The sequence below is a fragment of the Paenibacillus fonticola DSM 21315 genome, from assembly GCF_000381905.1.
Classification (GTDB): Bacteria; Bacillota; Bacilli; order Paenibacillales; family Paenibacillaceae; genus Fontibacillus; species Fontibacillus fonticola.
This window is the reverse complement of the sequence record NZ_KB907280.1, coordinates 1-23,525: the sequence shown is the minus strand read 5'-3', so window position 1 is coordinate 23,525 and position 23,525 is coordinate 1. Positions and strand designations below refer to the sequence as shown.

The 23,525-nt window shown below is 48.5% G+C and carries 24 protein-coding genes; 7 read left to right on the top strand and 17 right to left on the bottom strand.

Translation table 11 applies throughout. The features are described 5' to 3' along the window. Positions 1-97: 97 nt before the first annotated feature. From G358_RS0125985 to G358_RS0125955, 7 genes are all read right to left on the bottom strand, one after another. Entirely contained in the window at positions 98-1,465 is a 1,368-nt protein-coding gene (locus G358_RS0125985; RefSeq protein ID WP_019640191.1) for an ABC transporter substrate-binding protein, read from the bottom strand. A gap of 438 nt (positions 1,466-1,903) precedes the next feature. Next, positions 1,904-2,920: a LacI family DNA-binding transcriptional regulator gene (locus tag G358_RS0125980; protein ID WP_026342476.1), complete on the bottom strand. Its 1,017-nt coding sequence runs from the start codon at positions 2,918-2,920 to the stop codon at positions 1,904-1,906. A gap of 163 nt (positions 2,921-3,083) precedes the next feature. Further along, entirely contained in the window at positions 3,084-3,878 is a 795-nt protein-coding gene (locus G358_RS0125975) for a DUF3298 and DUF4163 domain-containing protein (protein WP_019640189.1), read from the bottom strand. Between the two features lie 149 nt (positions 3,879-4,027). Then, positions 4,028-5,074: an ABC transporter substrate-binding protein gene (locus tag G358_RS0125970; RefSeq protein WP_019640188.1), complete on the bottom strand. Its 1,047-nt coding sequence runs from the start codon at positions 5,072-5,074 to the stop codon at positions 4,028-4,030. 80 nt (positions 5,075-5,154) lie between these two features. Then, the gene (locus G358_RS0125965; protein ID WP_019640187.1) at positions 5,155-5,961 is read right to left on the bottom strand and encodes an ABC transporter permease; all 807 of its coding nucleotides are present in this window, start codon (positions 5,959-5,961) and stop codon (positions 5,155-5,157) included. Then, positions 5,961-6,809, bottom strand: coding sequence for an ABC transporter permease (locus G358_RS0125960; protein WP_019640186.1), 849 nt, complete (start codon positions 6,807-6,809; stop codon positions 5,961-5,963). Before G358_RS0125960 ends, G358_RS0125965 begins: the two co-directional genes overlap by 1 nt. Then, positions 6,806-7,774: an ABC transporter ATP-binding protein gene (locus G358_RS0125955; RefSeq protein WP_019640185.1), complete on the bottom strand. Its 969-nt coding sequence runs from the start codon at positions 7,772-7,774 to the stop codon at positions 6,806-6,808. Before G358_RS0125955 ends, G358_RS0125960 begins: the two co-directional genes overlap by 4 nt. A gap of 280 nt (positions 7,775-8,054) precedes the next feature. Here G358_RS0125955 and G358_RS0125950 point away from each other — a divergent pair, with 280 nt between their 5' ends. Next, on the top strand, positions 8,055-8,453 hold the full coding sequence (locus G358_RS0125950) for a hypothetical protein (protein WP_019640184.1): 399 nt from the start codon (positions 8,055-8,057) through the stop codon (positions 8,451-8,453). A gap of 414 nt (positions 8,454-8,867) precedes the next feature. Here G358_RS0125950 and G358_RS0125945 read toward each other — a convergent pair whose 3' ends face one another. The 7 genes from G358_RS0125945 to G358_RS0125915 all read right to left on the bottom strand — a co-directional run bounded on the left by G358_RS0125945 (position 8,868) and on the right by G358_RS0125915 (position 15,242). Then, positions 8,868-9,683, bottom strand: coding sequence for a leucine-rich repeat domain-containing protein (locus G358_RS0125945; RefSeq protein ID WP_019640183.1), 816 nt, complete (start codon positions 9,681-9,683; stop codon positions 8,868-8,870). A 366-nt stretch (positions 9,684-10,049) separates the two neighbouring features. After that, the gene (locus tag G358_RS0125940; protein ID WP_019640182.1) at positions 10,050-10,799 is read right to left on the bottom strand and encodes an SIMPL domain-containing protein; all 750 of its coding nucleotides are present in this window, start codon (positions 10,797-10,799) and stop codon (positions 10,050-10,052) included. A gap of 203 nt (positions 10,800-11,002) precedes the next feature. After that, a complete protein-coding gene (locus G358_RS0125935; RefSeq protein WP_019640181.1) occupies positions 11,003-11,272 on the bottom strand; it encodes an HPr family phosphocarrier protein in 270 nt (89 codons plus the stop codon). Between the two features lie 99 nt (positions 11,273-11,371). Continuing rightward, entirely contained in the window at positions 11,372-12,310 is a 939-nt protein-coding gene (gene whiA / locus G358_RS0125930) for a DNA-binding protein WhiA (protein ID WP_019640180.1), read from the bottom strand. A 5-nt stretch (positions 12,311-12,315) separates the two neighbouring features. After that, positions 12,316-13,302, bottom strand: a complete 987-nt coding sequence (locus G358_RS0125925) for a gluconeogenesis factor YvcK family protein (protein ID WP_019640179.1) — start codon at positions 13,300-13,302, stop codon at positions 12,316-12,318. 17 nt (positions 13,303-13,319) lie between these two features. After that, positions 13,320-14,213, bottom strand: coding sequence for an RNase adapter RapZ (rapZ, locus tag G358_RS0125920; protein WP_019640178.1), 894 nt, complete (start codon positions 14,211-14,213; stop codon positions 13,320-13,322). Positions 14,214-14,291: 78 nt separating this feature from the next. Next, a complete protein-coding gene (locus G358_RS0125915; RefSeq protein ID WP_019640177.1) occupies positions 14,292-15,242 on the bottom strand; it encodes an ROK family glucokinase in 951 nt (316 codons plus the stop codon). A gap of 311 nt (positions 15,243-15,553) precedes the next feature. Between G358_RS0125915 and G358_RS0125910 the strand changes: the two genes are divergently transcribed. Then, a complete protein-coding gene (locus tag G358_RS0125910) occupies positions 15,554-16,117 on the top strand; it encodes a GNAT family N-acetyltransferase (protein WP_019640176.1) in 564 nt (187 codons plus the stop codon). Between the two features lie 136 nt (positions 16,118-16,253). Here G358_RS0125910 and G358_RS0125905 read toward each other — a convergent pair whose 3' ends face one another. After that, the gene (locus tag G358_RS0125905; RefSeq protein WP_019640175.1) at positions 16,254-17,519 is read right to left on the bottom strand and encodes a DUF438 domain-containing protein; all 1,266 of its coding nucleotides are present in this window, start codon (positions 17,517-17,519) and stop codon (positions 16,254-16,256) included. Positions 17,520-17,556: 37 nt separating this feature from the next. Beyond that, positions 17,557-17,784, bottom strand: a complete 228-nt coding sequence (locus tag G358_RS0125900; RefSeq protein ID WP_019640174.1) for a DUF1858 domain-containing protein — start codon at positions 17,782-17,784, stop codon at positions 17,557-17,559. A gap of 183 nt (positions 17,785-17,967) precedes the next feature. On the opposite strand from G358_RS0125900, the gene G358_RS0125895 reads away from it, so the two are divergent. The 5 genes from G358_RS0125895 (at position 17,968) to G358_RS0125875 (ending at position 22,472) form a co-directional block, all read left to right on the top strand. After that, on the top strand, positions 17,968-18,645 hold the full coding sequence (locus G358_RS0125895) for a response regulator transcription factor (RefSeq protein WP_019640173.1): 678 nt from the start codon (positions 17,968-17,970) through the stop codon (positions 18,643-18,645). Further along, a complete protein-coding gene (locus G358_RS0125890) occupies positions 18,642-20,036 on the top strand; it encodes a HAMP domain-containing sensor histidine kinase (RefSeq protein ID WP_019640172.1) in 1,395 nt (464 codons plus the stop codon). Before G358_RS0125895 ends, G358_RS0125890 begins: the two co-directional genes overlap by 4 nt. A gap of 66 nt (positions 20,037-20,102) precedes the next feature. Next, on the top strand, positions 20,103-21,011 hold the full coding sequence (locus G358_RS0125885) for an ABC transporter ATP-binding protein (RefSeq protein WP_019640171.1): 909 nt from the start codon (positions 20,103-20,105) through the stop codon (positions 21,009-21,011). A gap of 2 nt (positions 21,012-21,013) precedes the next feature. Next, positions 21,014-21,727: an ABC transporter permease gene (locus G358_RS0125880; protein WP_026342475.1), complete on the top strand. Its 714-nt coding sequence runs from the start codon at positions 21,014-21,016 to the stop codon at positions 21,725-21,727. Position 21,728: 1 nt separating this feature from the next. Continuing rightward, positions 21,729-22,472 (top strand): ABC transporter permease, encoded by a 744-nt coding sequence (locus G358_RS0125875; RefSeq protein WP_019640169.1) that lies wholly within the window; start codon positions 21,729-21,731, stop codon positions 22,470-22,472. A 570-nt stretch (positions 22,473-23,042) separates the two neighbouring features. On the opposite strand, the gene G358_RS34665 is transcribed toward G358_RS0125875, so the two are convergent. Further along, entirely contained in the window at positions 23,043-23,294 is a 252-nt protein-coding gene (locus tag G358_RS34665; RefSeq protein ID WP_420836075.1) for a transposase, read from the bottom strand. Positions 23,295-23,525 lie beyond the last annotated feature (231 nt).

Below are 23,525 nucleotides of genomic sequence, written 5' to 3'. Positions count from 1 at the left end.
AGCCATCCCTGCTCTAATACTCCAGGGATGAGAATTATGCATAGCTGGAAGGAACCTCACCTGTATTTCCAGACGAGGTTCCCCAAAAGCGAACAGCTTATTTGCCTAAAGCATCAACAGCCGCCTGGGCCTGCTGCTTGTATTTATCTATGGTGGAAGTGACAGAAGCATTTTTAGAAATAATGTCTTCTACTACGCTGGAAAGCGGAAAATCCGGGTAGGCATCTTCCAGAGCCGGCATCCCTCGACCCGAAATATGCTGGACAACCATATCGATATCTTCCTGATGCTTGTAGATTCCCTCAAGCCACGTTTGTCCCGGGAAATCCTCGAGCGGCGGGATATCTACCATTTCTTCGTAAATTTTATAAACGAGCTGAGGATCCTTTACGCCTTTAGGAATAAAAAAGCCCTGCCCGGCCGAATCTGCAAATACATATTTATCAGAGCCTTGAGGTCCGTTAGGAATCGGTACGATGCTGAAATCAAATTGCAAATCTCCTACCATCCACTCCGCAGCCATAAACATCGCTACGTCACCGTCCTTAAAGGTCTCTATCTCCGTCCATTCCATCCGGTTACCCGTTTTCACTTTAACAACCTTGTCCACGTTATACAGTTTGTTGACGAATTCCAGAGCCTCGATCATTTTAGGATCACTAATGCCTTCTTTGCCAGCAGCATCATCGACAGCCTTAGCTCCATTAGCTGCAGCAAAATGGCGGGCAATATCGAGTCCCCATCCAGAGAAGCCCCAATAATCGTTCTTGCCATCGTTATTCGTATCCTTGGTGGCCAGCTTCGCGATTTCCTCGAACTTGCTCCAGCTCCACTCCCCTTTGGCATATAACTCCTGGAGATCTGGCAGGCCTAATTGCTTGAAAATTTCACGATTATACATCAATGAAACTCCCGAATTTCCGGGACGTCCAAATCCGTAATAACCTCCACCCAGTGGCTCATTCTTCTTGATCAAGTTTTGCTCGTTATTAATATTGCTAGTACCATCGGTGAACTCATCGATCGGCAGGATTTGTCCCTTCAGGATGGCTGGCAGAGCAGCTTTATTCTCTAGCATGACAATATCGGCAAAAGGCTCTCCCGCTAGCGTTGTTGTGGTGAATTTATCTACATAGTTGTCAAAAGGGACATTTACGAATTCAATGTTTACGTTGTATTTTTCCTCAACCGCAGCGATCTGTTCAAGCTCAGCTTTACTGCTGGCGGATTCGCCGTTTGGGGTCAAATCCCACCATGCCGATAATCGAATGACCCGTCCTCCAAGATCAGGGACTTCCTCCTTTTCTTGAGGCGAGGATTGGTTCTCAGCCGTCACAGCCGGCTTATTCACTTCAGTCTCGTTAGACTTGCCATTGTTAGAGCCGGAGCTTGAGCAAGCGGCTACGAAAAGAATCATCAGTATGAACAAACCGATTGTAAGCGGTTTAATTTTTTTGCTAAACATATAAACCCTCCCATTCTCTTCTAGTATTGCAATAACAATCCTGAGTATTAAATCAAAGATAAGATAAGGAAACATAACAAAACATAACAACACATTCCAAATGACTAACAACAAACTAATTGTAACCGCATACAAAACATGTCCCTAGAAACTTTTTCTTTCTTCCCCCTCTCAACACTCATCCTCTCTTTGCAATAAACCCCTTACAATCCAGCCATCTATTCTCATTTTTCAAACTAAGATGTCTAAATCACTTATAGCTAACATAATAATACATTCACCAAACAAAATGTCAATATAATAATTTTGTTGCGCAACCAACATAACAATTACATATAACAAATTAACTATATTTTATTATTTGTTATATGCGCTGCAAGCGATGTTTATTCAACAAAAAAAAGAGGCGCATTCGCCTCTTCTGTACTTTAGATCAAATTATATCGTTGAATGCTGGAGAACTACGTCGCCCAGCAGCAACGTTTTTTCATAACAATCGTCCCTATTGGCAATCCGCTGCATTAAGCGCTCCACGGCCCTGGCACCCATCGCTTCCTTGGGAACATGGACTGACGTTAATTTCGGGATCAATTGCTGGACATATTCCGTATTGTCAAACCCCGTTACTCCACATTCGGCAGGGATTTTAATGCCCCGTTCGTTTAATGCATCGTACACGCTCAAGGCTACGCAGTCATTGGCGCATACAAAAATTTGCGGAAGCTCCTCTTGCGGAATGGACATTACGCCCTCATATTCATTCAGATTGTCGGATGTCATAAGCTGGGGAAGCTGGTTGTGTGCAATGCCATACTCGGAAAGAGAGTCCTGGAATGCTCTCCAGCGCTCTTCAAAGCTAAAGGCATAAGAAGTTTTGCCCACAAACTGAAAGCGCTGATACCCTTTGCTGATCAATATGGCCATTAACTTTCTCATCATAAAATAGTTATCCACAAACACGCCATCGCATTGTATGGCAGGGTCAATATGATCGATGATAACCATGGGCAGCTGCATGCTCTGCAATTCTAACAGAACCTGTGTAGACACTGTTCCTACACAAATGACTCCCAAAATCATCTTCGGATTGAACAACTGCGTGACATTATCGCGAAAAGGCTGTGTTAATGTAATCATATCCAAACCGTTGTCCTGCAGCTTTTGGGAAATCCCGTCATAAATGAATCCCCAGTATTTATTCTCCACGTTCTGATAACGAATATTCGGAAATAATACAAGTACCGTGCCTGAATTTTCGGTATCCCCCGGATGATAGCCAGGCCGGACTGCTGCTCTCTTTGATTTTTCAAAAAATCCGAGCTCACCTGCGACCTTGACTATATATGCTCTCGTTTGCTCGCTTACTCCCGTTTTTCCGGAAAGCGCCCTGGATACGGCAAATTTTGACACCCCCGCCATGTCAGCAATTTGCTGCATTGTGACCTTCCTTCGCACAAATAACCCTCCCCAGTAGTTAAGAGACCCTTTCATTTTAACGACTTCTATTAGCATAACGAAATAACAGCAACAAAACAACAGACCGTTAATTACTTTTTCATCACAAAAAAAGAGACCTTTCGCATGGTCTTTAACCCTGGGAAGGCCTCGCAGCAAGCTGTTATTGTCTTGTGAAATCAAACGGATTCGTACCGGCCGGAAGCAACTGCGTGAAAGGAAAATAGAACTCCGGAAACCCGTTCACATAAGGCAAATACTCATAGAGCGGGAAAAAGATTACGACTCCCTCGTCCTTAACGTAATAGGATGGATTCGGGCCAATCGTCTTGAAATTACCGAAATAGCCCTGCGTTTGCTGCAGCTGCTGGGCAATCGCTGGATCGACGATGGCGCGATAGTTCGGGTTGGCCCGCAGCAACTCGTCAAGCGTAAGTAGCTTCCCGTCCTCCAGCCGGAAGGTCAACCCTTCCCGGTAGCTGTTCCCATGGGCTCCGCCCGTATAAGCATAGGTTTGCTCATAGAGACTGAGAATGCTGTTTTTGTTATATGTGACCTTGTAGGTGCCCAAAAATTCATACTTATGGCCACTCGGGGAAGGCCCGCTTTGCTTCATTTCTTGGACGGATTTCTTCACGAACGCTTCTGCCCGCGCTTTAAAAAGCGAGTTGAGCTTCCGTTGGACGGACTTGCTCTTCAAGCCGCTAACATGCGGATATTCGGCTTTGATTGAAGCCCCCGGTAAAGACTTCGTTAGCGTGCGCGTCTCGACTTTAACCTCTTCCTCCGGAGCTGCGGCACTTTCTGGAGCAATCACTGCAAATGAGGCCTGACTTGCCTGCCCCCCTCTCTCGGTGGCTGCAGCTTCGCTTACACTCCCCTCAAGAAGCAATCCCGTCGTTAACAGCAGAGCCGCAAACAGTCCTAACCGCACTCGGCTCTTGCGCGACTTCATCATCTTTGCCTCACCTCTTTCCTTGGATAATCGAATTATGTCCCTCTTCTGGTTAAACCATGCACCCAGGCCCTCAGATGGCGCAAATAAAAAAACAGCGAGGCGCTAATGCTCCTCACTGTTCCAATGAACTAATATCTTATTGTCATATCCTAGCGACCGCTCTTCAGCTCTGTCCAGGATTCATCATAAATCTGCAGCTGATCCCCCACATCGCCCAGCCATTCTGTCCGGGACAGCTCTTCTGCCGACAGGTTGATCATCGTATCTGCATTGTATTCTTCACTATGGAATTCCTTCGCTTTGATATTCGGATCACTGTATCCGATCGATTCATAGTTTTTCGCGCTAACCTCCGGCTCCAGCATGAAGTTAATGAACTTCTCGGCTAGCTCTTGGTTTTTCGCGTTCTTAGGAATCGCATAGTTATCCGCCCAGATCGTTCCGCCCTCTTTAGGAACAACATAAGCTACATCCGGGTTGTCTGCAGCGATTACAGAGGCATCCCCGGACCATACTGTGCCGATCCAGCCTTCTTCCTGAATCATTTTATTTTTAATATTATCCGTATCAAAAGCAAGCACACTCGGCAGCAACTGCTTCAAATCGTCAACCGCTGCTGTAATTTCCGCCTCATCCATTGAACTGTTCGATTTGCCCGCTTTTTTCAAAGCCATTCCGATGACCTCGCGATTATCGTCTAGCAGGAGCACCTTGCCCTTATAGGCGGGATTCCACAAATCTTCCCAGCTATCGATTTCTTCCTTGATATACTTCTTGTTGTAGGCGATTCCCGTGACCCCAGTCATATAAACAATAGAGTACTTGTTGCCTGGATCAAACACCGGATCTTTATACGCAGGATCAATGTTCGCAAAATTCGGAATGTTGTCCATATTGAGCGGAGCCAGCAAATCCTCTTTAATCATCGTATCAACCATATAATCGGATGGCTGGATCAGATCGTAGCCGCTGCCGCCGGTCTTCATTTTTGCCAGTAAATCCTCGTTGTTGGCAAAGACATCATAGACGATTTTCACATCGTATTGCTTCTCAAAATCAGCCAATACCTCTTCATCAAAATTATCGGCCCAACTGTATATGTTAAGCGTCTGCTTTCCCGATGACCCACAGCCGGACAGCATAGATAATACCAAAATACTCGCCAGCAGCACGCCGGCCCATTTCATTTGTTTCAATTGTTCAATCTCCTCTCTCGAATAACCCGAATATCAATACATGCAAAACTACTCTACATCAGTTAGAACGAAACTTTAGCTTAGAACGGAAGTATGGATTGCTTCTTCTGTCCCTTGCCTCTATTTAGAATATACTGTGCCAGCAGTACCAATGTCACGCTAACGACAATAAGGATCGTACAGAGCGCGTTAATTTCCGGGGAAATACCCCGTTTTACTTGCCCGTAAATATAAATCGGCAGTGTGGTCGAGCTCGGCCCGCTCACGAAGAAGCTGATCATGAAGTCGTCCAGGGATAAAGTAAAAGCGATTAGCGCGCCTGCAACAATCCCCGGCATAATTTGCGGAAGAGTCACATAGCGGAACGTCTGCCATGCTCCTGCACCCAAATCATTGGCCGCTTCCTCCAACTGCTTGCCCATGCCGGCCAGACGCGTGCTTACAACGACATACACATAAGACAGGTTGAATGTAATATGCGCTAAAATGATCGTTAACTTGCCCATGGGGATATTAAACTGGGTGAACAGGACAAGTAAAGATAAGCCCATAATAATATCGGGAATAATAATTGGCAAGTACAGCAGCCCGCCCATGCCGGCCCGCAGCTTCCGTTTCAGCTTTCTCATAGACAACGCCGCCATCGTGCCCAATATGGTCGATACGACGGTAGACACCACGGCAACAATCAAGCTGTTGCTCAGCGCCTCGATGACCCGGCGGTTTTGGAACAGCAAAACGTACCAGTCCAGCGTAAATCCGCTCCAATCCGCAGCCAGCCTTGAGCTGTTAAACGAATAAGCGATAATGAATGCGATCGGCATATAAATAAACACCATCATGAGCAGCGAGTGAACCCCGAGCAGGGGATGTGTCTTGGTCTTCATCAGCGCCCCTCCTTCACTCTTAAGTGTCTGGAAGTCATCGCTCTGTTAAATAAGGCGATCATAATCAAAGAAGTGATGACAAAGATGATCGACAGAGCCGAGCCGAACGGCCAATCCCGGGCGCCGGAAAACTGCGCTTGAATGACATTGCTGATCATCGCCGATTTGGCGCCGCCTAGAATATCCGTGACGACAAACATGCCTGTTGTCGATACGTAGACGAGCACCGAGCCCGTCATAATCCCGGACTTCGTCTGCGGCAGCGTAATGTGCCAGAACGCTCTCCAAGACGATGCTCCTAGGTCGCTGGCCGCTTCCAGCAGCTTCTTGTCCATTTGCTCCAGCGCCACATAAATCGGCAGCACCATAAACGGAATGAACGTATACACCATCCCGAGCAGGACGGCACCTCTTGTATATAACATCTGCAGCGGCTCCTGAATAAGGCCGATATCGATGAGCAGATTGTTCACAACCCCTTGCGTACGAAGCAGCAGCACCCAGGCATACGTACGTATAAGAAAATTGATCCAAAACGGAATCGTCACCAGGATAAGTCCCCATGTTTGCCTTTTCGGGCCGGAATTGGCGATGTAATAAGCCAGCGGATAGCTAAGCACGAGACAAATGACAGTCGTCAGGACAGACAGTACGATCGTATCCCAATAAATGCCTAAATACAGCGAATCAAAAAAGCGGGCATAAGAAGTAAGGTTGATATCAAAAACGACGCCCCCTGCCTGGTCCCGCCCCATGAAGGACATTCCGACGACGATGAGCATCGGCACAACCAGAAAAACGCCCAGCCACAAAACAACCGGCAATACGGACAGGCTCGATTTTCTCATGGCCCGATTACCACCTCGTCTTCGGCATTCCAATCCACCCCGACCTTTTCACCGACTTCCCAAGGGCGCTGATCTAAAAAATCAAGTACGATCGAGACGGTCATCGGCTCATTGTCGAGCTGTACAATCAACTTATTGATGCTGCCCAAATAGAGGACATCCATTACCTCGCCGCAGCGCTTGGCGCCTTCGATCCCCCTGCTTGCCCGCAGCTTCTCCGGACGCACAGCAAATAGCCGCCCATCACGGGAGAAAATGTTATTCTCTCCTACAAAGGTGGCGGAGAACAGGGTGGCCGGTGTCGCGTATATTTCGCGAGGCGTGCCTATTTGTTCCACTTGTCCGTTATTCATAATGACGATCCGGTCGGACAGCATCATCGCTTCCTCCTGATCGTGGGTCACATAAACAAACGTAATGCCAAGGCTGCGCTGCAGCTGCTTCAGCTCGGATTGAAGGTTCTTCCGCAGCTGTAAATCCAATGCGCCAAGCGGCTCGTCCAGCAGGAGCACCTTCGGCTTGTTGGCAATCGCCCGGGCAATCGCCACACGCTGCTGCTGTCCGCCGGACAGCTGATGCGGGTAGCGCTTGACCAGCGGAGTCAATTGCGTCATCACTACAGCTTCCTCTACCCGTTCCCGCTGCTGTTTCGGCGGCATCTTCTTCATTTTTAAGCCAAAGGCAATATTATCCTCCACAGTCATATGTGGAAACAAAGCATAGTGCTGGAACACCAGGTTCAAGTCCCGGCGATTGGGCGGCAAATTCGTCAAATCTGTCCCATCCAGCATAATTTTTCCATTCGTCGGTTGCTCGAACCCGGCGATCATACGCAAAATCGTCGTCTTGCCGCAGCCGCTCGGGCCCAGCAGGGTTAAGAACTCCCCTTCTTTGATGGTGAGCGATAGCGGATGCACAACGACTTGTCCCGCAAAGCTTTTTTCAACTTCGGCCAGTTCAATCATGTATGCACCAACTCCTTTAAGTCTATTAAGAAAAAAAAGCCATATCCATTGGTATGGCTTTCGATAGGTCGGTTGATTCATTTTTTTGCATATTCACTATACCCTGTTTTGTTCGCAGATACAACACTTTTCTAGACGAGCTGCTCGAACTAGAGAAGGATTTGTGAAGGCGGCACAACAGCTTCTACTAGAAGCTGCCATAATTATGCCTCTTTTCTCTGGATTAGCGCCGGACTATAATTAAAGAGAGTCAAAATAAAGGAATAATTTGGAGGGGAATATGAGGAACAGATTCTTCTTGATCATCCTGTTTATTGGGATGCTTCAGGCCTGCAGTTCACCGGATGCCCCGCAAGAGGCTCTGCAATTTATAACCCCTGAGAAAGTAACAGTAGGAGAGGACTTGATGATTGAACTATCAGGGGAAATTATAAATAGTCAGGCGAATTACTACTTTTTTCAAGTAGAAGACGGTCATGCTTTTCTAGCTGATGGAGTCATCACTCCCGATCGAGACGGGCACTTTCAAATTAAATATTCGATAGAGCGTCCATCGAACCCATACGGCTATATTCTTTTCTATTCCGATTTAGACCAAAACGGAAAATTCGACATTGAATCCGATACAGAAGCAGCCCTCCATCGCATTGATATCCTATTTAATGACTACAGCAAATAGCAGCTATATAAGTTGAACTAGTGATAATGGATGTGGGTAATGGGGTAAGTGCGTAAATGTTCAAAAGGTCGCTGTTGCTCAACAAGCTGTCTTATATTTAGATGCCGCACACTAAGATGTATAGACCAAGTTGTCGCGCAATAAATGGAATTCATGTATCTAATTATGCTCTAAACGAATGTTTCAGGGGATTAGATGGAATCTATGCACTAATATCAAGGATCCAGCCCATGATAGGAAGTCTCCCTACTTTTAAGGACATCTGATACATTTAAATTTACTTTCCCTTCTTTTTCGCAGAAATTAAATACTACGAATCCATTTATATAAGTTGAACTATATAGTAAAAATACTTTGTATGCAGCTGCAGCGTATACTTTGATATGCACTGCAGTAAAGGTTGCCGGTCTTCTTTTAATAAGCTAACACATTAGCTTCCGACACTTGCACAGTCGCCGGGACTTTTTCTAGGTCCTTAATGTTATCCTTGGATACTAATAAAACTTTAAGTTGAGGCAAGCTTGCTGCGGCTGCGATACTGGTAACTGGCGTATCCCGTATATCCAGCAGCATAAGCTCCTTACACCCCTTTAGGTCAGCTATATTTTCCACTTTCGTATTCCTGATCTCTAAACGTTGTAATTGATCCAGTCCCTTTAACATGCGGATATCGCTTACGGGATTGTAAGAAACTTTCAAAGTTTTTAAATTGACGCCTTTATGTATTCCATCAAGACTATGTAGCTGACTATGTTCCAATGAGAAGTTCTCCAGGGTATCCCATTTAGTCATGAAATCAAGTGATGCAATGTCGCTATCCGAAATGAGAAGTGACTGAAGATTTAACCTGTTGAAGTCGGGGAGCTCATGCACACTTGCCCCTTCGATTGATAAGGAGGTGAGCCGGGGCAGCTGATACAGAAATTCATAGCTTTGAACTTTCACATGAGACAGATCAAGAGACTCCAAGTTATCTAATCGCATCAATGAGCTCAAATCTGTAATCTCGCTGACTCCCTGTAAATAAATAGATTCAACCTTAATCAGGTCTTCGCTGTCCAAGGTACTATTGGGATCGCGCAATGATTCTCGAATAGCCGCTTGTATAACTGGCGGAAAGAAATCATTCCCCTTCTGTTCATTAAATGGTAAGCTGCCGACCGCATTACGACTCTCCTTAGAGAGCCCAGTTCCACTACACCCCGCCACAATAATGAAGGCTAAGCCCAAAATTACAACCCCTAAATCCGATTCTTCATGGAGAATCCCCCCTAAAGATTTGCTTTTCTTCTAACCGTATATTTATCTCATATCCCAGTATAAGCTCATTATCATCTCTCCTTTCTAAACACTTTTCGTTTCGAATTCCACCAAAGATTATATATATTAAAAAACTGTTACAGGATACAATTTAAGCCAATTAGGAAAATTGCATATCGCGAACCCGTTCCATAACCTGGTTTGAGCGGAAAACTTTTTCCTGTTTTAAAGAGAGAATATGAGTGTGGCTGAATCTTATGAAAAACAGCGAGCAAAAAATCGAGTCACCCGCACTGAATTTATGAGGGTGACTCGATTTTAAGTCAATTACAAAAACTATTTCAACTCATACACCACAGCAAGAGTGGTCTTCACAGTAATTTCCCCTGGCTCAATGGAAGTGGCTTTATCCATAGCTGCCTCCGCCATAGAGAAGCTCACATTCATATAGGGGGAATATTCGTTATTGGATTGAGTGACACTCAATACGATACCGAGCTGGCGTTTAGATGCTTTGGCAATGGCGGAGGCTTTCAGATCCGCGTTCGCCATCGCTTTCTGTATAACCTGCTCCTGATACTGATCCGGATTCTCCGTTGAGAAGCGGACGTTATCGATCCGATTGGCTCCGGCCTTCGTCGCCTCATCCAGCAGCTGCCCCACTTTATCCAAATCACGGTACGTAATCGACAACGTATGGTAAGCGGAATAGCCTTTTACCTTCTGACCATCCTTCTCGGAATAGGAATAATTCGGCTGTACCGAGAACTGCCCTGTCTTTATGTCCTTCGTGTCGATTTTGAACGTATCCTTGAGCAGCGCATTCACCTTCGCCATTTTGGCTGCATTTTGGCTTTGCGCATCCTTAGCCGTATCTGCCTGAGTCTCTACCCCCAAGGAAATGTACGCAACATCCGGCTTAATCGAAATTTCTCCACTGCCTGTTACATTCACCACATTGCGCTGCACTTCGTTATCGGCATATACAGGCTGCGCGGAATTCAATCCATCGCTTATCAAAGATCCGCCAACCACCAATACCCCTGCAAGCAAAATAGCTCCTACCGGCTTCAACCAATTTTTCATTCAAGTGACCTCCCATTTTGGCTCAATTTACCTCTAAACGCTGCAATCAGGCCAAAGGTTGCAAAAAAGCGCAAAATGTTTGTAAGCGCCTTATTACAAATTAAAAGAGCTGATGAATAAAATAAACAACCGCCTCCGGGACACCTGGAGGCGGCTTCACTGAAAGCTCTCTTTAGTTTTAATTCGCAGGAACTGACTAATCCTTACTGGTTCTCCAGTTCCTCTTTGCTAACCAAATTAATTAAAGCGTTTGCGGCTTGCTCCGCATCTGCGCCATCTGCACTGATGTAGATTTCCGTTCCGGTGCTAATGGCAAGGCTCATAATGCCCATGATACTTTTTGCATTTACTTTTTTATCATCTTTCTCAACAAATATCTCTGAAGAGTATTTATTCGCTTCCTGAACGAAAAGCGCCGCCGGCCGGGCGTGAAGACCCGTTTTCAAACGAACAGTTACCGGGTGTTTGATCATGAAACCTTACCCCCTATTACGAATTCAATCAGCATATTATAGACTATGTGATCATCTAAATTTATATCATTATATCATATACAGACTATAACAGACCAGCTATACACTTGTACCGTTGCGAATTTTTTCCGCCAGCTCATCGATTTTACGAAGCCGATGGTTAACGCCCGACTTGCTAACCTTTCCCTTCAGCAGTTCGCCGACCTCTTTGAGGTTCATGTCGGGATGGGCGAGGCGTACTTCGGCGACCTCCCGCAGCTTCTCGGGAAGATTCTCCAGCCCCATCTCCTTCTGCAGTAGTCGGATGTTCTCGATCTGCCTGACTGCCGCTCCTATCGTCTTGTTCAAGTTCGCCGTCTCGCAGTTCACGATCCGATTGACGGAATTGCGCATGTCGCGCATAATTCTTACGTCCTCAAATTTAAACAAGGCTTGGTGGGCTCCGATAATGTTCAGCAGCTCGATAATCTTCTCGCCTTCTTTGATGTAAAAAATGAACCCCTTCTTGCGTTCAATACAGCGGGCATTCAGGCGGAATTCATTGGCCAGCGCCACAAGCGCCTTGCAATGCTCCTCATACATCGAGGCGATTTCTAAATGATACGACGATCCCTCCGGGTTATTCACTGAACCGCCCGCCATGAACGCACCGCGTAAATAGGCTCGTTTGCAACAGTTTTTCCGGGTCAGCTCTGGATTAATCCCCGGTGTAAAAATAAACCCTTCGGATACGATCTTTAATGACTTTAGTATTTCCTGAACTCTGGCCGGAATCCGTACGATGTAGACGTTATTTTTCTTCAAACGCATTTTCTTGCGTACAAGCAGCTCGGTATGAGCCTGAAAGTGCTTCTTCAATAACGAATAAATTCGCCTTGCAATCGCGGCGTTTTCCGTGGAGATGTCCAGAACAACCTTCTTGTTCGAAACCTGCACTGAGCCGTTCATCCGGATTAACGCGGATAGCTCGGCCTGCTCGCAGCATAGCTCGGCTTCGACCATCGTTAGTTCCTTTTTGGTTTGCGCCGCAAACGACAAGGTTCTCACCTCTTTCGTAAATTCCAGTTCTGCACCAGCTGGTAAATATGCTGACTTAATTTGTCGGCGTCATGGCGCAAATAACGGCGGAACAGCACGAGCGTATCCGCTATTACTTTATAGCCTCTCCCCGTCACGACGTCCCAATCGACCTCGACGGGCTTGGCACCTTGCTCGGCATAAAAATGCTGTACTTGGGTCGGAATTTCTCCGTCGTTCACGATAACGTAATCGAACAGATGATGTCCTACATGATCATAGACTGCCTGTAAATGGTCGCTTACGGTATAATCGTCGGTCTCGCCAGGCTGCGTCATCACATTGCATACAAAAATTTTGATCGCATTAGGATTGGCGAGAATCGACTCTGTCAGCTTCGGTACAAGCAAATTCGGAATAATGCTCGTATACAGACTGCCTGGTCCAATCAGAATGGCATCCGCTTCCCGAATCGCTTCACATGCTTCCGGGAGCGGCTCCACCTCTTCCGGCTCCAAAAAGATCCTTTTGATCTTCCCTCGCGCCTCGGGAATTTTCGATTCCCCGGTGACAATCGTGCCGTCTTCCATCTCCGCATGCAGCACTACGGCCTGATTAGCTGCCGGCAGCACGCGGCCCCGCACCGCAAACACGCGGCTCAGCTCACGCACGGCTGTAACGAAATCTCCCGATATATCTGTAATCGCTGCTAATATTAAATTGCCCAAACTATGCCCTGCTAGTCCCGAGCCTGTAGAAAAGCGGTAACTTAACATATTGGACAGCAGGGGCTCCACGTCCGCCAGCGCGGTCAAAACGTTACGAATATCGCCTGGAGGAGGCATATGCAGCTCATTCCGCAGTATGCCGGAGCTGCCTCCGTCGTCGGCGACCGTAACAATGGCCGTGATATCGAGCGGTTTCTCTTTCAAGCCGCGAAGCATCACCGACAGGCCGGTACCACCGCCCATCACTACGATTCGCGGTACTTTCGTCTCGTTAGCTCGATTCATCGTCTTGATTCACCCTCTTAATGCCGGTCTCGTCCCTCATCCCTGTGACTTACGCGAACCGTCTCCGTTTCACTGGTTCCGAGCATCCGGCCCAAATATTCGGCAATGGCGACCGATCGGTGCTTGCCTCCGGTGCAGCCAATCGCGATAATGACCTGGCTTTTTCCCTCTTTATGATACTGAGGCAGCAAGAAATGCAGCATATCAAGGAGCTTGGTCAAGAAGGATTGCGTCTCCGGCCACTTCATAACATAATCATATACATCGCTGTCTTGTCCGGTGTGTGGACGAAGCTGTTCAATATAATGAGGGTTTGGCAGAAACCGGACGTCGAAGACAAGATCGGCGTCGATCGGTATGCCGTATTTAAATCCGAATGATGTAATATTTACGGATAAATGATTGCTCTCCAAATGGGAGAAGCGTGAAATAATCTTCTCTTTAAGCTGAGCAGGCTTAATATTGCTCGTATCAATAACTTGAGTTGCGGAAATTTTCAAATCTTCCAGCATTTTACGCTCAAGGCGAATACCATCAAGCGGCATTCCGTCCGGAGCGAGCGGATGACGCCGGCGGCTCTCCTTGTATCGTTGGACGAGCACCGAATCGGTAGCGTCGAGAAACAAAATTTCACAATTGATTGTAAAATGATCTTTCACATACCCCAAAGACTCCGATAATGCCGTGAAAAACTCCCTGCCCCGCAAATCGATCACGAGAGCTACCTTCGCAATTTTGCCGTTGGACTGTTCGATCAGCTCGGCAAATTTCGGGATAAGCACAGGAGGCAAATTGTCAACGCAGAAAAAACCTAGATCCTCCAGGCTTCTAACCGCGAGCGACTTCCCTGCGCCAGACATACCCGTAATAATAATCAAATTAGCAACTGATGCTTTCTCTTTGTCCGACATCCGTTTCCCTCCTGGTAAATTTCTTCTGTTTTTTTTCTACAGACCCCACTTACCTGCGGACGCACGAAACATCTAAACCTATGACCGCGTAAACAATCCAGCCGCGCCAACCATTCCAGCATCATTGCCCAACGAAGCCGGAACGATGCTTACTCCTCTTGCCGCCACTTCTGGCGTCAGCTTCTGGAACACACTGCGGACTTCATTAAACAAAATGTCGCCTGCTTTGGAGACGCCGCCACCGATAATGAACACCTCAGGATTGAGGACAACCGCTACAGCAGCCAGCGCCTTCCCTAAATAGAACGCCGCGCGGTTGACGATCCGGATCGCCACTTCATCTCCGGCTTTGGCCGCATCGAAAACATCCTTCGCCATAATTTTCTCCACCTGCGACAGCGAAGTGCGCTCTCCGCGTGCCACCGCATCATTCGCCATCCGAATAATGCCCGTTGCCGACGATACCGTTTCCAGGCATCCTGTCTCTCCGCACCCGCATTGAATCGCTTCCAGATCAGGCACGACGGACATATGGCCAAGCTCTCCTGCAAAGCCGGCAAAGCCTTGATATATTTTACCATGAATAATAATGCCCGCTCCGACTCCCGTTCCCAGTGTAGCGCAGACGCAGTGCTCGATGCCTTTTCCCGCGCCGCCCCATGCTTCACCGAGGGCAGCAACGTTAGCATCGTTGTCTATTTTGACCGGCTTGCCCAGACGTGTCTCCAGCATCTCCCGAATCGGGAGATCCCTTAAACCTACATTCGGTGCAAGAATGATGATCCCTTCGCGTACATCCGTAAATCCGGCAACTCCAGCACCTACACCCGCTACCTGCTCCCAGTCAAACGGGGATTGCTCCACAATATGACGGACATACTGCTCGATATTGCTAACGACGGTATCAGCACCCTTATCAGCCTCGGTAGGCCCTTCATAAGTATGAAGGAGTTGCCCCTCATCATTACAGATGCCAACTTTGATCGCTGTCCCGCCAAGGTCAACACCAATGTAGATTTTTTCAGACATTGTACAAGCCACCTTTTTTAAAATAAAATAGTTTCTCCTACGTACCCACTATAAGCGAACCCATCCGTTCGGTCAAGAAAGTAAAGTTCAGAAAAACCAGTAAACACAAGGCTTACAGGGCAGAGGAAAACTTTCACAATGTCCGTCTTTTCAACGTAAATAAAGCTTGTTCCCCCGTGAAATCTATCGCAAACTTGAGTTCAATCCGAGGCCCCTCCTGGACTCCAAACCGTATCGCTTATTCGCAGCCTACACAGCCTGTGATAGGATAAGATTTGTAAAATATTACTTATTATGATAGGGGGCAGGCTATGATCATTCATCCGCAAAATTTTGATGTTAAAAGCGTAATGTATACGATTAGATCTGCAAACAGTACAGATGCAAAGGATTTGTCCAACATAAGACTGCAGATCGATGGAGAAACCGAATATTTGGACAGGGAACAAGGAGAAGGGTTCATAGACGTGCCCAGATTCGCTCGACTGATCAAAACGGACACAGAGAGTCTCCGAAACTTATTTCTAGTTGCCGCAGTGGATGACCGAATCGTCGGGTTTTCCAGATGCGAAGGAAATCAGTTAAGCCGGTTGTCGCACAAAGTAGAGTTTGGAGTAGGTGTATTAAAGGAGTTTTGGGGATACGCGATCGGGAGAAATTTATTGGCACAATCTGTGGCTTGGGCGGACTCCAACGGCATAAAAAAAATGACCTTGAGCGTATTGGAAACAAACGACAAGGCCATTCAACTGTATACAACATTCGGCTTTAAAATCGAAGGCGTATTAAGAAACGATAAATTCCTCTCCGATGGAAAGTACTATAATACTATCGTGATGGGGAGAATTATGGACGATAATCAGCCGAACCCGTAATTCGATTGCTCAGTGCCTTACCGGCATTCTGGCAGTACCGGCATCTTAGCGGGACCTTGCCGACGTCTTACCGTCATCTTCGCGACTTCTTTGCAGCATTTTTGCGCCAGTCTTGGTGGCATCTTGCCGATGCAGCTTAAGACATGATCCGTTTTTGTCCCTCCAGAGCCTGGATCGGGGCAATATTTTGCGTGAATTCCAATGTCCCCATATACCGGCCTTCGTCATTGCGAATCGCAAAGTAGCGGATGTAGACGAATTTGTCTTTGAAGGGAATCCAGAAGTCCTCGGAATCCTTGCGCCCCGTCTTGAAATCATCCAGCAGCGCGTCCACAATATGCATGCTTTGCGGAGGATGGCAGTTTTGCACGGTCCGTCCGATAACCGCCTTCGTCCGGGCAAAAATCCGCTCTTTCCCATGGGAGAAATAACGCACGATGTCATGCTCGTCAATGTAAGTGAGATCGACCGGCAAATGGTTCATGATCGCCTCCAGCTGGGCTACGGACAAAACTCCAGTCTCAAATTTAATCAGTCCCTGCGGCAACCGGCCGTCATCTGTCTCTCCTTCTTGGTCTGCAAATGGAAGCGGAGCCCGTTCCGGAACCCACTCGGCTTCCGGGGCGGTCAGACAGTACCCGATGACATCGCTCTCTGCGGCAATTTTGAGCCACTCATCCTCGGTAAGCTTCTCCAGCGCCATCGGCAGTAAAATGTTCTCTTCCTTGAAGATCATCTCGTTCACTTCAGTAATAACTCGCTCTAAATCGATAAGGAGAACATTTCTATCCGTTTCGCTTCCCTTATAGTTCAACAGCTTCTCCTTGACCTCCTTGATCATCGCCCGAATCGCATCATCTACCCCCCACATCACTTTGGTCGGGCCATAAATGCCGTACTTCTCCAAATAAGGGAACAGCAAATTTTCTTTGCGGCTGTAGTGCTTGTCGAGATCCAGCAGCAGATTTAAATCCTCGACCAGCTTATAGACGTTCTCCGAGCTGTCTTCCCTGCCGAATTTGTCCTTGTGCAGCTCCAGCTTGAAATTGACATGCCGTTCAATCTCGCGGTTTTCCAGCTTGAAGGTGTGAACAGGGTGTCCCGGCTGCTCCTCCGGCTTGGACGAACGGTGAATTTCCTCAATCGACCCTTTAAAAATAGCCGTGTGAACCGAACAAAGACGCTGCACCTCAGAGACAGGAATCCCTTCCTCCTCCATCAGCGCATGCTCCATCGCAGATATTTCCGTCACGGTCACATCCCCTACCGCTTCCTCGAAGCGGGCCTTCACTTCCTCTACGCTCTTGCCCTGATGAAGTTCCTTAATAATCTCCTTCAACAGCTGCTGACGTCGGCTCTGCTCGGGTACAGCATATTCCCGGTTATTGATCATTTCGCTCATAGTAAACCCCTCCTATTATCTAATTGCGTCTCCCAGCTTATTCCTCTATTTCATAACCGTTCGCGCGGAAAGCGGCTATTATGCTCTCCATATCCACTTTACGCAGTCTGGCCCCTTGCGGAATTGTCATAAAACGCCCCGCGCTTTGCAGCATGCCCGGCTTGGCTAACTGCTCAAAGCCCAATCCGACCATAATATCGATTATTTCAGGATCGGCAGAGCACAGCTCATACACCGTCTTACTCAGATCAATCACTTTGCTCATGGATCATTCACCACCTATATTTCTTAAATTTTGAATGATAACCATTCTCACATAAAACGTAGCACAGGCGGCCTCGCATACTTGTGATTACAATCACAAACCTATGGTTGTTTTGCTAACCTAGTTTCTTTTTTAAATCAGATTTGTCACAATAGAAAAAAAGGAGCAGAAAGGAGCTCTGCTGTGAATCAGATTCATTTGCTATACATTGAAGATGACAAAGAGATCGGGGAATGGGTTCGTGCCAACTTGCAGGATCGCGGTTATCGCGTAACGTGGCTGACCCATGGCGACCTGGCATTGGAAGTGGCCGATTCCTGCAGCCTCGTCATTCTCGATGTCATGCTGCCAGGCCTTGACGGCTTCACCGTCGGGCAGCGCCTGAAGAAGCAATTTCCGGCTCTGCCTGTGCTGATGCTATCGGCTAGAACATCCATTGATGATAAGCTGCAAGGACTTCAGTTCGCCGATGACTATTTGACCAAGCCCTTTCATCCCGATGAATTGCTTGCGAGGATTGAAGTGCTTCTGCGCCGCAGTGGCACGGCAGCGTCGGAGCCGCTGCGGCTTAGGCACCTGCTTATTCATGAGCGGGAGAACCTTATTATGAATCAGGATACCGGAGAAGAGATCGTACTGACCGGAAAGCAGTTCCATATATTCAACTATTTGCTGCGCCATTTGGGCCGGATTATGACGAAGGAGCAAATCTATGAAGCAGTGTGGGGAGAGCTGTACATAGAAGGGGACAAAACCTTGATGGTCCATATCCGCCATTTACGTGAAAAAGTAGAGCGCGATCCCGCCTCCCCGGAAATTATTGAGACGATCCGGGGAATCGGTTACCGGATAAGATCATGAAGCAGGGACTCATCCAGCGGTTCCGTACATCGCTGCTCTCCCGATATGTGCTGATCATAGTTACCGCGCTCCTATTTATCCCCTTCCTTATACCAGCCAGCTTCTTCGCCTCATGGACGGTAAGCCGGCTATTGAATCCGGACGGGCCGGAGCTGTACAAGCCTCCGTACGGCTCCGCCCATAACCTGAAGCAGATGTGGCATCAACAGGCAAGCACGCTCGGCGGAGCCTCGCCCCAGGAGATGGACGCCAAGCTGACGGAATTGAAGGACCAATATCCGGACGCTTCGCTGTTCTGGGTCGATGGAGAAGGGCTCACCCGGCTTCAGCTGCCGAAACAGCCGGCGCTTCCTGATAAATGGTCGGTAGATCAAACGATTGCCTTTATGAAGGAGGCGTATGATGGCGATCCCTATACGGTAGTCGCTTTCATCGGAGGAGGCGAGGGGGCCGGACAAGGCTTCATGGTGTTTGAGCTGCCGCGCTCCTTCCTAACCCCCCAGGAAAATTTAAGCGATACCCGGTTTTACGGCTTGTTCATGGCGCTTATTTTTGGCATTTTCGTCCTGCTTTCCTACCTGTTCTTCCGCGACATCCGCAAACGGCTGCTGCGGCTGGAATCAGCTATGACTCAAGTAGGGGAGCATGGATTGCCAGCTCCAACATATGAAGGCCGGCCGGATGAAATCGGCCAATTGGAGAAAGCCTTCAACCATATGGTGCAGCAGCTGGAGGATGGCCGGAGAAGAGAACGGGAAGAGGAAGCCCTCCGCAACAATCTAATTGCTAACCTGTCCCACGATTTACGGACTCCGCTTACCGTACTGGGCGGGCATCTTTATTCCATACGCAAAGAGCCGTTGTCCAAGGGGGGACAGCAGTCCTTGTCCCTTATGGAAGCAAAGCTTGCTGACCTCGATCACTTAATCGACCATCTGTTGTCCTACAATTTGCTGACCAGCGGCAGGTACGCCCTGTCGATCCAGCCGCAGGATGTATATCGTATCGTCAGAGAGAGCGCTGCCGCCTGGTATCCAGTCTGGGAGAATGCCGGGCTGATCGTCGATATCCAGCTGCCTGATGAGCCGCTGAAATGGCCTGTCGATACCCAAGGTTTCCGCCGGGTACTGGACAATCTGTTCCAGAACATCGTCCGGCACGCCAGCTCAGGCAATTACGTTGGCATCCACACCCTGCCGTGGAAGGGAACAACCGCACTCGTTATTGCAGACCGGGGTCCCGGCCTTGCATCCCTCTCGGACGCCAAAGGCGCAGGCCTCGGGCTGACGATCGTTGAGCTGCTGCTCCGCGAAATGGGACTCCTGCTTACGACTAAATCGTCCGCCGAAGGAACCCGGCACTATATTTGCCCCGCCGTTTTCTTAACCTAAATTTAAACTTGGCCTGCCACTGTTTTTAACCTGCGGAGGATAAGATGGTTTCCGAGGTGATTTGTGGTGAATGAAATGATTATTCAAACGGTACAATTAACGAAAAAATATCGCGGCCGTCCCGCTGTGGACCAGTTGAATCTGGAAATTGCCAAAGGGGACATTTACGGCTTCCTTGGCCCGAACGGCGCCGGTAAAACAACGACGATCCGCATGCTGCTCGGGTTGATTCAGCCAACGAGCGGCTCCATTTCCATTTTTGGGCGGGAGCTGAAGCGGAACAAATTGCACATCCTGCGACGGATCGGCTCGCTGGTGGAATCGCCCTCCTACTACGGGCACTTGAGTGCGACTGAAAATTTGGAGGCGATACGGCGCATTCTGGACGTGCCCAAATCACGCATCGACGAGGTGCTGGACATCGTCTCTCTCACCAAGGAGGCCCGCCGTCCGGTCAAAGGCTTCTCGCTCGGCATGAAGCAGCGGCTCGGCATCGCCGCTTCATTGCTCGGCAACCCTGAACTGCTCATCCTTGATGAGCCGACAAACGGGCTGGATCCCTCTGGCATCCATGAAATTCGCGAGCTGATCAAGCGCATGCCCGAGCAATACGGCATTACTGTACTCGTCTCCAGCCACCTGCTGGGGGAAATGGAGCAAATGGCGCACAAGGTCGGAATTATCCGCGAGGGGCGCATGATATTCCAGGATACGATCGACCATTTGCGCCTGCAAGCAGCGCACGATATTCAACTGGTCGTCTCGGAGCCGGATGCCGCCATCTGGATCGCCCGTGATCTGGGCCAGACGGGCACGCTGCAGGAAGGCATCATGACATTCCCAGGGATGAAAGATGCGCAGATTGCCCATTTAGTGAAGCGCCTTGTCGAGAACGGGCACGCCATTTACCGGGTCGAGCAGACGAAGAAATCACTGGAGGATATTTTTATGCAGGTCATTGGGGAGGGAGCCTGATGATGATGCTTCGATCACTTCGGTCCGATTTGTTAAAAATACGGCGCAAAGGGCTTTGGTTCCTCGTTGTGGCTGCCCCTCTCGGGCTCGTCGCGATGCAAGGGTTGAATTTCGGACTGCGCTATGACTATTTGAGCGACAGGTACAAAGAGGATTTATGGGGAGGCTTAATTAGCAATATTAATCCGTTCATCCCGATGGCCCTGTTTCTTGGCTGCACTTTGGTCAGCTCCTTAGCTGCCAATATCGAGCATCAGATGAGCTCCTGGAAGCAGCTGCTCGCTCTGCCGATTTCGCGGAGCGCCGTCTTTCTGGCTAAGCTGCTGCTATGCGTATTGCTGCTTACAGTGTCCTGCGTGCTGCTGCCGTTCTTTACGGCAGGGCTCGGCTTTCTGCTGGGCTTTCAATCGCCCCTTCCACTTAGCGATTTGCTCGGCATGGGCTTCTATCCTTACTTGGCCGCATGGCCCTTGCTTGCACTGCAACTGTGGCTGTCCGTGACGTTCCGAAACCAGGCGCTCCCGGTATCCCTTGGCGTAGGGGCAGCGGTGATCTCCCCTTTTATGGGGAATTTATCCGAATGGCTTCCGCTGAATTGGCCAATGCTCGCCCTGGTAGAGGCAAGCCGACTCATTTTCATCATCAGCGGAGTCGTTCTCGGCATCGTCCTGGCCCTGCTCAGCCTGGCCCACTTTAATCGAAAGGATGTGGATTAAAGTGAGTGCTTTCCTGCGCATGTTATCCGCCGAGACGTTGAAAATGTCCAAATCCGGCATCTGGCTGATTATTTTAGCCAGCCCCCTGCTGTCTCTTCTTATCGGGGCAACGATTTCGGTGCCTGATGGGGCGGGCGGGACTGCAATCTGGGCGCTGATGCTCGGGGCCATGGTAACGCTGCACGGCTTGCTGTTTCTGCCCATCATGGCCGGGTTGTTCTCCGCCTTCATTTGCCGCTACGAGCATACCGGCGGCGGCTGGAAGCAGCTGCTTGTCCTGCCGGTGACGCGAACCGGCGTCTACCTCGCCAAATTCACTGTCGTGGCCGGCTTGCTTGCCTTAAGCCAGCTCTGCTTCCTGGCCGCCCTGTTAGGAGCTGCGAAGTTCCAGGCCTTTCCCGGACCAGTCCCCTGGGGGCTGCTTCTGCAGAGCGTGCTGGGCGGCTGGATCGCCTGCCTGCCGCTTATCTCCTTGCAGCTGGGCGTATCGCTGAGCTGGACCAGCTTCGCGGCGCCGCTCGCCCTGAACGTGTCGTTAACGATCCCGAACATGCTTATCGTTAACTCTGCGACCTATGCGCCGTTCTATCCCTGGGCCCAGCCTGTACTGGCGATGATGCCTAGAGGCGAGGCGGATTATGGCGCCTTTAACCTGCCGTATCAAAGCCTGTTGATTACGATCCTGGGCAGCTTCCTGCTGTTCTTCCTGGCCGGTCTGACCTACTTCCGCCGAAAAGAAATTTAGTGCCAAAATTTAGCACCAGCACAAAATTTAGCGTCAGCACATTAAGTTTATAGAGGGGCTGTCCTAAAGTTGAAGTGAGGTGCACCCTGTAAAGTAGACAGTACAAATAATAAAGTCAGTCAAACGGCCTTTGTCCTGAATCCATCGGACTGAGGCCGTTTAGCTTTGCTTGCAATCGTTTGTAATTGTAAAGATGTGTCGAGAACTAAATGGAATTCATGTATCTAATTATGCTCTAAACGTACGGTTTAGGGGATTAGATGGATTTCATGCACCTAAAATTAAGAATCCAGCCCATGATGGCCTTCTCCTTTCTTTTAACGACATGAAATCCACTTAAATCTGCCCTCCTTTCTTTTCCACAAAAACTAACTACTATAAATCCAGGTCTGTTGATTATCCATAATTCGGAATCCTGTATTGATAGAGCAATACAACCCAGTCAGCAGGCAAAAGTTACAGACTAAGTCGGCGAGTAAAATTGACAAAAGAGAGAGTGTTAAAGATAGGCACATTCGGATGAATTTCATCATAAACCCTCTTTAACAACACATAGACCAATAAAGCGATTTATAGTTGGCTGTATACCGCATTGGGCGTCGTACCGAATAACGCAGGGACATTTAAATGCTGTTTAATCCAACGGAAGAATACTTCAATTAGCCAGCGAAGCTTATATATTTCAGCGATTTTCTCAGCAGAAATCCGCTTTAGGCTGGTTGCTAAAATGACAGGGTTCCCTGCAGGATCTCGAAACTTTACAACCCGATGCCGAAGCCGAGAACGGTTGACTCCTGTACCTAGTTGGCAGGTAACGTCCAGTTCAATAAACGAGTCTTCTGGTCTTTGGCGACGGGAAGGGCGTGGTTCATGAAGAACTACCTCATCCTAAGGTCGTGGAGACGTATATGCTTCATCGAGCGGCACCAATTGTATAGATGCAAGTTAAGTTTAGCAGGAGGCTGGGACAAAACCCTCCGCTAACGAAAAATAGCCGGCAAGCTTTTACGATGAGTAAAAGTTTACCGGCTTTCATTATTTTTGACGTAAAAA